Annotated in this window: 10 protein-coding genes and 2 riboswitches; of the genes, 9 read left to right on the top strand and 1 reads right to left on the bottom strand. The window is 69.8% G+C overall.

All coding sequences use genetic code 11. The annotated features are described in order from the left end of the window. Positions 1-21 precede the first annotated feature (21 nt). Complete coding sequence (locus tag VIP82_RS03345; protein ID WP_331905870.1) at positions 22-726, bottom strand: NUDIX hydrolase; 705 nt, start codon at positions 724-726, stop codon at positions 22-24. A gap of 257 nt (positions 727-983) precedes the next feature. Here VIP82_RS03345 and VIP82_RS03340 point away from each other — a divergent pair, with 257 nt between their 5' ends. From VIP82_RS03340 to gcvP, 9 genes are all read left to right on the top strand, one after another. Further along, entirely contained in the window at positions 984-2,660 is a 1,677-nt protein-coding gene (locus VIP82_RS03340) for an ABC transporter substrate-binding protein (RefSeq protein WP_331905869.1), read from the top strand. A 43-nt stretch (positions 2,661-2,703) separates the two neighbouring features. Beyond that, positions 2,704-3,699: an ABC transporter permease gene (locus tag VIP82_RS03335; RefSeq protein WP_331905868.1), complete on the top strand. Its 996-nt coding sequence runs from the start codon at positions 2,704-2,706 to the stop codon at positions 3,697-3,699. A gap of 103 nt (positions 3,700-3,802) precedes the next feature. Then, complete coding sequence (locus VIP82_RS03330) at positions 3,803-4,783, top strand: ABC transporter permease (protein WP_331905913.1); 981 nt, start codon at positions 3,803-3,805, stop codon at positions 4,781-4,783. Continuing rightward, the gene (locus tag VIP82_RS03325) at positions 4,780-5,679 is read left to right on the top strand and encodes an ABC transporter ATP-binding protein (RefSeq protein ID WP_331905867.1); all 900 of its coding nucleotides are present in this window, start codon (positions 4,780-4,782) and stop codon (positions 5,677-5,679) included. The genes VIP82_RS03330 and VIP82_RS03325 overlap by 4 nt, the downstream gene beginning before the upstream one ends. After that, the gene (locus tag VIP82_RS03320) at positions 5,676-6,542 is read left to right on the top strand and encodes an ABC transporter ATP-binding protein (RefSeq protein WP_331905866.1); all 867 of its coding nucleotides are present in this window, start codon (positions 5,676-5,678) and stop codon (positions 6,540-6,542) included. Before VIP82_RS03325 ends, VIP82_RS03320 begins: the two co-directional genes overlap by 4 nt. Before the next feature lie 111 nt (positions 6,543-6,653). Beyond that, positions 6,654-7,826, top strand: a complete 1,173-nt coding sequence (locus tag VIP82_RS03315; protein ID WP_331905865.1) for a MarP family serine protease — start codon at positions 6,654-6,656, stop codon at positions 7,824-7,826. A 42-nt stretch (positions 7,827-7,868) separates the two neighbouring features. Beyond that, positions 7,869-7,966: riboswitch (glycine riboswitch) on the top strand. Between the two features lies 1 nt (position 7,967). Then, a riboswitch (glycine riboswitch) is annotated at positions 7,968-8,070 on the top strand. A gap of 48 nt (positions 8,071-8,118) precedes the next feature. Then, on the top strand, positions 8,119-9,252 hold the full coding sequence (gene gcvT, locus VIP82_RS03310) for a glycine cleavage system aminomethyltransferase GcvT (protein WP_331905864.1): 1,134 nt from the start codon (positions 8,119-8,121) through the stop codon (positions 9,250-9,252). Continuing rightward, positions 9,249-9,632, top strand: coding sequence for a glycine cleavage system protein GcvH (gene gcvH, locus VIP82_RS03305; RefSeq protein ID WP_331905863.1), 384 nt, complete (start codon positions 9,249-9,251; stop codon positions 9,630-9,632). Before gcvT ends, gcvH begins: the two co-directional genes overlap by 4 nt. Further along, positions 9,629-12,538, top strand: coding sequence for an aminomethyl-transferring glycine dehydrogenase (gene gcvP, locus VIP82_RS03300; RefSeq protein ID WP_331905862.1), 2,910 nt, complete (start codon positions 9,629-9,631; stop codon positions 12,536-12,538). Before gcvH ends, gcvP begins: the two co-directional genes overlap by 4 nt. The last annotated feature ends 80 nt before the right edge of the window (positions 12,539-12,618 follow it).

Below are 12,618 nucleotides of genomic sequence, written 5' to 3'. Positions count from 1 at the left end.
CGGGCGCTCCGTTCGGGTCGGTCAGTCGCGGGCGTCGAGCGGGCCGCGGTCGGCGAGCTCGACATCCTGGTTGTAGCGGTACAGGCGCGCCGGGCGGTGACTGCCCGTGCGGAAGCGGTCGGTGGGGATGAGGGTGCCGGAGTTCTCCACCTGACGGCGGAAGTTCGCCGGGTCGAGCCGCCGGCCGAGGATCGCCTCGTACACCTCTCGCAGATCCGCCAGCGTGAACTCGTCGGCGAGGAGGCCATGTGCGATGCGGCTGTAGCCGACCTTGTTGCGCAGACGCCACAGCGCGTATTCGACGATCTCGTTGTGATCGAAGGCGAGCGAGGGCAGGGACGCGGCGTCGAACCACGAGACGTTCTCGACGGTGCTGTCGGTGATCTCGTCGGCGCGCAGCAGCGCCCAGTACACGATCGAGACGACGCGGGTGGGGGAGCGATCGACGGCGCCGAACGCGTACAGCTGCTCGAGATAGCTCGGCGCCAGTCCCGTGGTCTCGCCGAGGGTGCGCGATGCCGCGGCGGCGAGCCCCTCGGCCGCGTCGAGCCAGCCGCCCGGAAGCGCCCACTGCCCCTCGTGGGGATCCCGCGTGCGGCGCACCAGCGGGAGCACGACCTGGACCGCGTCGCTGCCAGGCAGGCGGCGCAGCGTGAAGATCACGGTCGATACCGCCACGCGGATCGCGTCGGCGGAGGAGGGGGTGTCAGGAGCTGTTCTGGTCATAGTGACTCTAACTGTCGATTCGATCATAGTGTCATGACGACCAGAAGCCAAACCGCGGTCGTAATGTCAGCAGCCGACGAGCCTTTCGGCCGAACCGTTGTGAAGACGTGACGTGCCCACGGTCGTGGAGGGGTGCGAAGCGGAGGGAATGTTTGTTAGGTTTACGTTCAAACATTTGTTAGGGCTCAGTACTTAATGAATGCCCCGGGTGCCCTCGCACTCCTCCCTGCAATGCCGCACGAGAGAAAGAACCAACGATGATTCGAAACGCGAAGCGCCGAGCGGCGCTCATCGCCGTAGCCGGGACAGCGATCCTCGGCATCGGCCTGTCGGGCTGTGCCGGTGGTGGCGGCGACGACAGCGGTGATTCCGACGGACGCACCCTCAGGGTCTGGGCCGGCAGCCAGACTCCCATCGAGGCCAACTTCAACCCCTTCTCGCCGAGCGTGCTCCACGCTGCGCTCGGCCCGATCTACGAGCCGCTGTTCTTCTACAACAAGACGGCCGACGAGGCGCCCGCGCCGATGCTCGGGGAGAGCTTCGAGTACAACGAGGACGGCACCGTCATCACGGTGAAGCTCAAGGACGGCGTGAAGTGGAACGACGGCGAGGACTTCACCGCCGAGGACGCCGCGTTCACGTTCAACTACGAGCCGAACCACCGCGACGGTCTCATCTCGGCCGAGGCGACCGACGACACGACCGTCGTGCTCACCTACGAGACGCCGCAGTTCACCAACGAGTTCCAGATCCTCGGCACCACCTGGATGCTGCCCGAGCACATCTGGTCGGAGGTCGACGACTACACCACGTTCACCGACGAGGAGCCGGTCGGCACCGGTCCGTACGTCGTCGACAAGGTGACGGATGCCTCGTACACCGTCGTCGCGAACGACGACTTCCGTGACGAGGGCGTGCCCGCGATCAAGAAGGTGCAGTACATCGGCATCGACGCGAACCAGTCGGCGCAGGACCTGCTGACCGCCGGCGAGCTCGACTGGACCGGGATGTTCGTGCCCAACCCCGACTCGGTGACCTCCAACGGGGTGATCAGCATGCTGAACACGCCGCAGGACCCGACCGTGCTCTACACCTGCTCCAACGCGGACCTCGGCTGCACCGGTCCGCAGACCGACGTGGCCGTCCGCCAGGCGCTCAATGTCGCGATCGACCGCGCCACGATCAAGGAGAAGGCGTTCGTCGGCCTGACCGGCGACATCTCGCCCACATTCGCACTGCTGCCGCGCGACCAGAAGTGGGTCGCCGACCCCGCGAACGAGGTGAGCCCGCAGTCGCCCGACGCCGAGGCCGCCGGTGAGATCCTCGAGGCGGCCGGCTACACGAAGGGCGGCGACGGCTTCTACGCGAAGGACGGCGCCCCGCTCGAGCTGAGCCTCGTCTCGGTCGACGGCTGGACCGACTACAACGACGCGGCCAAGCTCATCTCCGAGCAGGCGGCGGAGGCCGGCATCAAGGTCAACGCGTCGACGGTGCAGTGGCAGGAGTTCTCGGACGCCCGCCAGACCGGTCAGTACCAGCTCATCATGGGCGGCGTCATCGGCACCTCTGTCGCCGACCCGTTCCAGATCTACAAGGACTGGTTCACCGGTGAGTCGACCTCGCAGGTCGGCCAGGAGGTTCCCACCGGGCGCTGGAACTTCAGCCGCTACGACAACGCCATCGTGAACGAGGCAGTGGCCGCGGCCGCCGCCACGGACGACGAGGCCGTCAAGCAGGAGGCGTACGCCGCAGTGCAGGCCGAGATCGTGCGCGACCTGCCTTACATCCCGCTCGTCATCAACGCCACGCAGACGTTCTTCAACACGAAGGACTTCACGGGCTGGCCGACCGAGGACGACCTGTACGCCTTCCCGCCCGCCTGGGGCTCGGTCGCGTCCGGCTACGTCCTCCAGCACCTGGAGCCGGTGAAGTAATGCAGAACCGGGCAGAAGCCGCGGCACGGAGGAGCAGGCCGCAATGAAGTTCTATGCGCGGCGGATCGCGTTCTATGTGGTGACACTGTGGGCGACGATCTCCCTCAACTTCCTCCTGCCGAGGCTTCTGCCCGGTGACCCCGCCGACATCCTCCTCGCGAAGATGCAGCGCGCGGGCGGCGAGCTCAACGAGACGACCGTTCGCAACATCAAGGCCCTGCTCGGCGGCGACTCGTCGTCGATGTGGGAGCAGTACGTCGCGTACTGGGGCCGGATGCTCCAGGGAGATCTGGGCGTCTCGGTCACGAAGTACCCGACCCCGGTGACCGAGCTCATCGCCGCGGCGCTGCCGTGGACGGTCATCCTGGTCGGCCTCGCCACCGTCATCTCGTTCGTGCTCGGCGTCGGCATCGGCGCCTGGGTGGGCTGGCGGCGGGGCACCTGGGTGGATCATCTCGTGCCCTTCACGACCGTGCTGCAGTCGATCCCGTACTTCTGGCTGGCGCTCGTGCTGGTCGCGATCTTCTCGGTCGCGCTCGGCGTCTTCCCGATCTTCGGCGGCTACGACGTGTGGGCGTTCCCCGACGGCCCGGAGTGGAGCTGGGACTTCATCGGCAGCGCGATCTATCACGGGTTCCTGCCGGCCCTCACGATCGTGCTGAGCTCGGTCGGCGGATGGCTGCTCGGTATGCGCAACATGATGGTGTCGACCGTGTCGGAGGATTACATCGTCACGGCCGAGGCCAAGGGGCTGAAGCCGATGCGGATCCTCCGCACCTATGCCACGCGCAACGCGGCGATCCCGTCCATCGCCGGCTTCAGCATCTCGCTCGGCTTCGTGGTGGCCGGCTCCATCGTGATGGAGCAGGTCTTCACGTACCCCGGCATCGGCAAACTCATGATCCAGTCCGTGCAGAACAGCGACTACGCGCTCATGCAGGGCGTGTTCCTCGTGATCACCGTCGCGGTGCTCGCGGCGAACTTCATCATGGACATCGTCTACGGATTCATCGACCCGAGGGCGCGTCACAATGTCTGAGAGGGTCGAAGTGACCGAACCGTCGACCACCGATCTCGAGAGCATCCCCGAGACGCTCTCCGACCGCACCATCGACCCCGCGATCGTCGCCCCCGGCGCGCTCATGACCCCGCCCGTCGACGCCGAGGTCGTCGCGGCCCGGGACGAGGCATCCGCCGCTCGGCGCGGGATCCGCCAGCTGCTGCCGCGGATGTCGCTCAAGCTCGCGCTCGGCCTCATCATCGTCATCGGGATCGTGCTCTTCGGCATCCTGGGGCCGGTGTTCTGCCAGGACCCCATGGACTCCGACAACCCGGCGCTGTCGCCGCCGAGCCCGGAGCACCTCCTCGGCACGACGAAGCTCGGCTACGACGTGCTGGCCCAGCTCGCATGGGGCACCCGGGGGTCGCTCATGGTCGGCATCACCGCAGGCCTCATCGCGCTCATCCTGTCGATCGTCTTCGGCATCATCGCGGGCTACAAGGGCGGCTGGTGGGACGAGATCCTGTCGCTGTTCACCAACATCATGCTCGTCATCCCGGGCCTTCCCCTCGTCATGGTGATCGCCACCTATATCCCGGGGCGGAGCTGGCTGCTGGTGGCCGTCGTGCTCGGCATCACCGGGTGGGCGGGCTCGGCGGTCGTCCTCCGGGCGCAGGCGCGCTCGCTGCGCTCACGCGACTACGTCGCCGCCAGCCGCGTGGCGGGGGAGAGGACGACGCGCATCATCCGCGTCGAGATCCTGCCCAATCTGCTGCCGCTCCTGGCCGCCCAGTTCCTCTTCGCGATCATCTTCGCGATCCTCGGCGAGGCCGGCCTGTCGTACCTCGGACTCGGGCCCACCGGATCGATCACGTGGGGCACGATGCTCAACGACGCGCAGACCGGTCAGGCGCTCGGCACCGGGGCGTGGTGGTGGTTCGTCCCGCCCGGCCTCATGATCGCGCTGCTCGGCGCCGGGCTGTCGCTGATCAACTTCTCGATCGACGAGATCATCAACCCGAAGCTCCGCCTCGCCCCGGAGAACGCGCGGCGCGTGCGCAAGGCGAAGCGCGCCGGCCGCGGCGTCGAGTCGATCCGCACCCCGAACGGAGCCGAGGCATGAACCGCGATGCCGTCCTCACAGCGAGGAACGTGTCGATCGAATACGAGGTCGACCCGCCGGTGAAGGCCGTGCGGGACGTATCGCTCACCCTGCACCGGGGCGAGATCCTCGGCCTCGCCGGCGAGTCGGGCTGCGGCAAGTCCACGTTCGCCTACGGAGTCAATCGGCTGCTGAAGCCGCCGGCGCTGATGACCTCCGGCGAGATCGTGTTCCACGACCGCTCGGGCGAGGACATCGACGTCGTCGGGCTCGCCGACGAGGAGCTGCGGCGCTTCCGGTGGGACAAGGTGTCGATGGTCTTCCAGGGTGCGATGAACTCGCTGAACCCGGTCATCAACGTCCGCGCCCAGCTGTTCGACGTGTTCACGACGCACCGGCCGGAGATGTCCAAGCGTGAGAAGCAGCAGCGCAGCGAGGAGCTCCTCGAGCTCGTGGGCGTCGACCCGAAGCGCCTGTCGAGCTTTCCGCACGAGCTGTCGGGCGGCATGCGCCAGCGCGTCATGATCGCGATGGCGCTCGCCCTCGACCCGCAGGTCATGATCATGGACGAGCCGACCACCGCGCTCGACGTCGTGGTGCAGCGCGGCATCATCCGCGAGATCATGCGCCTGCGCGAGCGGCTCGGGTTCGCCGTGATCTTCATCACGCACGACCTGCCCATGCTGATCGAGATCAGCGACCGCATCGCCGTCATGCTGCAGGGCGGGATCGTCGAGCTCGGCACCGCCACCGAGATCTACCGCGACCCGCAGCACGAGTACACCAAGAAGCTGCTGTCGAGCTTCCCCAGCCTGCGCGGCGACCGGGGCGACTTCGTGCGCACCGGGACGCAGCCGGTCTCGGCGACGCTGGGCCCGGCCGCGGGCGCCGTCCCGCTCGAAGGAGGAACCGCATGAGCGCCCAGGCACCCACCGCGCGCGGGCAGCGCACACTCGAGGCCCGCAACCTCGTCAAGGACTTCCGGCTCCGCAGCGGTCTGAGCTTCTCCACCCTCCACGCGGTGAAGGACGTCTCGTTCACGCTCGAGGCCGGCCGCACGATCGCGCTGGTGGGCGAGTCCGGGTCGGGAAAGTCCACCATCGCGAAGATGCTGGCACGCCTCGAGAATCCGACGAGCGGGCAGATCCTGCTGGACGGCAAGCCGGCCGGAGGCCGCAGCCGCGAGGTCGCGGCCTACCGGGGCGACGTGCAGATGGTGTTCCAGGACCCGTTCGCGTCGCTGAACCCGTTTCACTCGATCGAGCATCACCTCGAACGTCCGCTGCGCATCCACAATCCGGGGATCGGCAACGCGGAGGTGCGCCGGCGCGTGCTCGAACTGCTCGACCGCGTGCGCCTCACGCCGACCGACAAGATGGCGGAGCGCCGCCCGCACGAGCTGTCGGGCGGTCAGCGCCAGCGCGTCGCGATCGCGAGGGCGCTCGCGCCCGGGGCGCAGTTCATCATCGCCGACGAGCCGGTCTCCATGCTCGACGTGTCGATCCGTCTCGGCGTGCTGAACCTGCTCGCGCAGCTGCAGCGCGAGGACCATCTGGGCGTGCTCTACATCACCCACGACCTCGCGACCGCTCGCCACTTCTCCGACGACATCCTGGTGATGTATCGCGGCGACATCGTCGAGCGGGGGCCCGCCGACACGGTCATCCTCGACCCGCAGCACCACTACACGCGGACGCTGCTGGGTGCCGCTCCCGATCCCGAGAACCAGGGGATGCTGCGCGACGAGGTGCGCAGGGAGCTGGCGGCGAAGCAGCTCTGACGCACCGCCTGCGTCCGCTTCCCGACACGCCGGTGAGCCGGCGTCGCGGCCGTTCTCCCAGGCGCGATGCGTAGCCTGTCGAGACGGGTCCTGACGGCGGAAGGGGTGGGGATGATCGTCGTCGACGTGCTGATCGTCCTCCTCCTCGTCGCCGCCTGCATCGGCGGTGTCCAGCGCGGCTTCTTCGCCAGCATCGGCACGCTCGCCGGGCTCGCCGCGGGTGCGTTCGCTGCCTACTGGCTAACCCCGCTGGTCAGCACGTGGGTGCCCTCGCCCGTCTGGCGCGGCCCGGCCGTGATCCTCACCGCGATCGGACTGGTCTTCGCTGGCGCCGCGATCGGCGCAGCCATCGGCTCGGCGCTGCGCTCCGGCGCGGACCGGCTCAAGCTCCGCGGCATCGAGCGCTTCCTCGGCGGCATCGCCTCGGTGCTCGCCGCGATCCTCGCCCTCGCCTTCGTCGCCCCGGCGATCGCCGTCGCCGGCATCCCGGTCGTGTCGTCCGCCGTCGCCTCGTCGAACATCCTGCGCGGGATCGAGGCGGCCACGCCCGACCCCGTCGCGGCGGCACTGGCCCAGCTGCGCGGCGCGGTGCTGGACGACAGCCTGCCGGGCCTCGGCCAGCTGCTCGGCCCCACGACGGTGGATCCGGCGCCCCCGGTGGCGCTGGACGATCCGGAGCTGCAGCGGGCCGCGGCATCCGTCGCCCGCGTGTCGGGCAACGCGTACGCCTGCGGGCGCGGATCGGCCGGGAGCGGGTTCGTCATCGCGGAGGACCGCGTCGTCACGAACGCCCATGTCGTCGCCGGCGTCGACACGCCCATCGTCGAGTTGCCGGGCGTCGCGGCGCGCGAGGGACGCGTCGTGTACTTCGATCCGATCGACGACCTCGCGGTGATCGCGGTGGACGACCTGGGCGCCGACGTCCTGCCGTTCTCGCCGACGCTTGCGCCCGGTGACGCGGCGGCCGTGCAGGGCTACCCCTACGGCGGCCCGTTCACCATGGTCCCGGCCGGGGTGGAGTCGGTAGGCACCGCGAACGTGCCCGACGTGTACGACGAGTCGTGGAACCCGCGCGAGATCTACGCGCTCGACGCCGTCGTGCGCCCCGGCAACTCGGGCGGCCCGCTGCTCACCGACGACGGCGCGGTGGCCGGTGTCGTCTTCGCCCGTGCGGAGAACGACGAGAACCTCGGTTACGCCATGACGATGGCCGAGCTCGACCCGGTGGCGGCCCGCGCGCCGTCGCTGTCGAACACCGTGTCGACGGGCTCCTGCGTCGGCTGACGGCCACGACCGCTATGCTTGCTGCGCAAGTCAATACGGCCCATCACCCGGGCGGGAGAGCCTCGGCAGCGCGATCGCCGAGCACCGAAGGAGCAAGCCTCCCCGCCAATCTCTCAGGTACCGCGTACCGTTCGGGCAGGCCGACTCTGGAAAGCGATTTCGAGCGAAGCTCGCGAATCCGCCGACGGTGAAAGCCGGATGCCTCGCATCCCGGCGAAGCTCTCAGGCCCATGACAGAGGGGGAGTTCACAGACGTCGATCGGCGTCTGCCCGTCCGCGACCGGGAGAACTCATGACAGAACTCCGTACGACTGCCTTGCACGACCGCCACGAGACGCTCGGCGCCTCGTTCACCGACTTCGGCGGCTGGCTCATGCCGGTGCGCTACAGCTCCGATCTCGCCGAGCACCACGCGGTGCGCACGGCGGCCGGCCTCTTCGACATCTCGCACATGGCCGAGTTCCTGGTAGAAGGGCCCGAGGCGGGGGCGTTCCTGGACTACGCGCTCGCCGGACGGCTGTCGGCGATGACCGACGATCAGGCGAAGTACAGCCTGGTGCTGGATGCCGACGGCGGAATCGTCGACGACGTCATCGTCTATCGCCACAACCCTGAGCGACTCATGGTCGTGGCCAACGCGGGGAACCGCGCAGCCGTCGCGGCGGCGTTCGCGGAGCGCGCGCAGTCGTTCGACGTCGACATCGACGATGCGACCGACCACATCGCGCTCGTCGCGGTGCAGGGCCCGGCATCGCAGGCGATCCTCGAGACGACGGCCGGGATCGTCGACCTCTCGGCCTCGCTCGGCGACCTCAAGTACTACCGCATGGCGCACGCGCGGTTCGCAGCGCCGGGCGAGGAACCCGTGCCGATGCACGTCGGCCGCACCGGCTACACAGGCGAGGACGGCTTCGAACTGTACATCAGAGCGTCCTCCGCACCGGCGCTGTGGGACGCGCTGCTCGCCGCCGGCGAGCCGCTCGGACTTGTTCCCGCGGGCCTCGCCGCGCGCGACACGCTGCGCCTGGAAGCCGGGATGCCCCTCTACGGCCACGAGCTCTCGAGCGACATCGTCCCCGCACAGGCCGGGCTCGGCCGCGTCGTGGCGGTCGACAAGGACGATTTCGTCGGCAAGGCCGCCCTCGCGGCGGTCGTGACGCCCGATGCTCCGGTGCTCGTCGGCCTCGTCTCCGAGGGCCGGCGCGCCGGTCGTGCCGGCTACGCGGTGTTCGACGCGACCGACGCCGACACGCCGGTCGGCGAGGTAACCAGCGGCGCGCTCAGCCCGACGCTCGGGCATCCCATCGCCATGGCCTTCGTCTCGCCGGCCGCGAGCGCGCCCGGCACCCCGCTCTTCATCGACGTGCGGGGCACCCGCATCCCCGCGACCGTGACCGACCTGCCCTTCTACCGGAGGAACAAATGACCGACCTCACCGCCCTCAAGTACACCGCCGAGCACGAGTGGGTCGCCCTCGACGGCGACGTCGCGACCGTCGGCATCACCGCGTACGCGGCCGACAAGCTCGGCGATGTCGTGTTCGTCGAGCTGCCCGCCGTGGGCAGCACGGTGACCGCGGCCACCGTCGTCGGCGAGATCGAGTCCACCAAGTCCGTCGGCGAGCTCTACGCGCCGCTGACGGGCGAGGTCGTCGAGGTCAACGACGCCGTCGTCGACGATCCGTCGCTCGTGAACGCCGATCCGTTCGGCGCCGGCTGGCTCGTCAAGCTCACGGTCGACCCGGCGGCGGTCGCCGACCTGCTCGACCGCGACGCGTACATCTCGCTCACGGGCGGCGCCGAATGACGGGTCTGTTCGTCGATCGTCACATCGGGACGGATGCCGCCGCCCAGCGCACGATGCTCGACGCCCTCGGCTACGACAGCGTCGACGCGCTCGTGCAGGCGGCGGTGCCGGCATCCATCCATGCCAAGCCGCGGGCGACGAGCGACATCCCGCCGGCGGCGACGGAGGCCGAGGCGCTCGCCGAGCTGCGGACGCTGGCCGCGCAGAACCGCACCGCCCGGCCGATGATCGGCCTCGGCTACGCCGACACGATCACCCCGTCGGTGATCGCGCGCAACGTGCTCGAGAACCCCTCCTGGTACACCGCGTACACCCCGTACCAGCCCGAGATCTCGCAGGGGCGCCTGGAGGCGCTCATCAACTTCCAGACGATGGTGACCGACCTCACCGGCCTCGCGACCGCCAACGCATCGATGCTCGACGAGTCGACCGCGGTCGTCGAGGGCATGCTCGTCGCGCGGCGGGGCTCGAAGTCGCCGTCCAACGTCTTCGTCGTCGACACCGACACCATGCCGCAGACGAAGGCGCTCCTCGCCCATCGCGCGGCGGCGGTCGGCATCGAGCTCGTCGAGCTCGACCTCGCCCACGGGGCGCTGCTCGAGAACACGGCCGGCGAGCCCCTCGAGCCGTTCGGCGTGCTGATCCAGTACCCGGGCGCCTCGGGCAACGTGTGGGACCCGGCGGGCGTCGTCGACGCGGCGCACCTGACGGGCGCGCTCGTCGTCGTCGCCGCTGACCTGCTCGCGCTCACCCTGCTGCGCTCGCCCGGTTCGTTCGGGGCCGACGTGGCGGTGGGGACGACGCAGCGCTTCGGCGTGCCCCTCGGCTTCGGCGGACCCCACGCCGGCTACATGGCCGTGCGCCAGGGGCTCGAGCGCCAGCTGCCCGGACGCCTCGTGGGCGTCTCGCAGGATGCCGCGGGACACCCCGCGTACCGCCTCGCGCTGCAGACCCGCGAACAGCACATCCGCCGCGAGAAGGCGACCTCGAACATCTGCACGTCGCAGGTGCTGCTGGCCGTCATGGCCTCCATGTACGCGGTGTACCACGGCCCCGACGGGCTGCGCGCGATCGCGACCGACGTGGCGAAGAAGACCGAGGCCCTCGCCGCGCGACTGCGCTCGTACGGGCTGTCGCTGCGCTCCGACGCGTTCTTCGACACCATTCGGGTCGCGACGCCGGGTGCGTCGCGCCGGGTGATCGAGCGCGCCCGCACGCGCGGCTACCAGCTCTTCTGGGCGGACGACGCGACGGTCGGGGTGTCGGTCGACGAGACCACCACCGCCGACGACCTCGCGGCCGTGGCGTGGGCCTTCGGGCTGCCCGAGGACGAGTTCCTCGGCGCGGGAGAGCAGGGCGAGCGCACGCTCCCGTACGCGGATGCCGAGCCGCTCGCCGGCGTGCCGTCGGGACTGCACCGCGTCGAGGAGTTCCTCACGCACCCGGTGTTCAACACGCACCGGTCCGAGACGGCGATGATGCGCTACCTCAAGCAGCTCTCCGACCGCGACTACGCGTTGGACCGCGGCATGATCCCGCTGGGCTCGTGCACGATGAAGCTCAACGCCGCCACCGAGATGGCAGCGGTGTCGTGGCCGGAGTTCTCGCGCGTGCATCCGTTCGCGCCGGAGGCCGACGTGCACGGCTACGTCGCGCTCATCGAGCAGCTCGAGGTGTGGCTCGCCGAGGTCACCGGCTACGACGCGGTCTCGCTGCAGCCCAACGCCGGCTCGCAGGGCGAGCTCGCCGGGCTGATGGCCATCCGCGGCTACCACCGCGCCAACGGCGACCACGCACGCACGGTGTGCCTCATCCCGTCGTCGGCGCACGGCACCAACGCGGCCTCGGCCGTGCTCGCCGGCATGCGCGTCGTCGTCGTCGCGTGCGACGATGCCGGCAACGTCGACCTCGATGACCTCCGCGCGAAGATCGCGGCGCACGCCGACGAGCTGGCCGCGCTCATGATCACGTACCCGTCGACGCACGGCGTGTACGAGCACGACGTGCTCGACATCACGCAGGCCGTGCACGACGCGGGCGGACAGGTGTACATCGACGGCGCGAACCTCAACGCGCTCCTCGGCTACGCCCGGTTCGGCGATCTGGGCGGCGACGTCTCGCACCTGAACCTGCACAAGACGTTCGCGATTCCGCACGGCGGCGGCGGTCCGGGCGTGGGCCCGGTCGCGGCGAAGGCGCACCTCGCGCCGTACCTGCCGAGCCACCCGTTCTCGCAGCGCAGGGATCACGCGGGCGGCGTCTTCGACGGCGGACCGATCTCGGCCGCGCCGCACGGTTCGGCCGGCATCCTGCCGATCTCGTGGGCCTACGTCCGGATGATGGGCGCCGAGGGCCTGCGCGACGCGACCGCCGCTGCCGTGCTCGCGGCCAACTACATCGCGGTGCGCCTGCGCGAGCACTACCCGGTGCTCTACACCGGCGAGGACGGCCTCGTCGCGCACGAGTGCATCCTCGACCTGCGACCGCTGCGCGAGGCGACCGGGATCACGGTCGACGACGTCGCCAAGCGGCTCATCGACTACGGGTTCCACGCCCCGACGATGTCGTTTCCGGTTGCGGGCACGCTCATGGTGGAGCCGACCGAGTCGGAGGACCTCGGCGAGATCGAGCGCTTCATCGAGGCCATGATCGCGATCAAGGCCGAGGCCGAGCGCGTCGCGGCGGGGGAGTGGCCCGCCGACGACAACCCGCTGGTGAACGCCCCCCACACGGCAGAGTCGGTCGTGGCCGGCGAGTGGCGCCACCCGTACTCGCGCGAGACCGCCGTGTACCCCGTGCACGCGCTCGTGCGCACCAAGTACTGGCCCCCGGTGCGCCGCATCGACCAGGCCTACGGCGACCGCAACCTCGTGTGCGCGTGCCCGCCCATCGAGGCCTTCGCCTGACGCCCCCTAGCGACGGGATGCCGGTGCCCCCGGCATCCCGTCGCTCCGTCGTTGCGTCTCGGTCCGCTTCCCTTCGCCGA

Source organism: Microbacterium sp., assembly GCF_036566905.1.
Classification (GTDB): Bacteria; Actinomycetota; Actinomycetes; order Actinomycetales; family Microbacteriaceae; genus Microbacterium.
The sequence above is the reverse complement of the archived record's forward strand: the minus strand, read 5'-3'. Positions and strand labels throughout refer to the sequence as shown.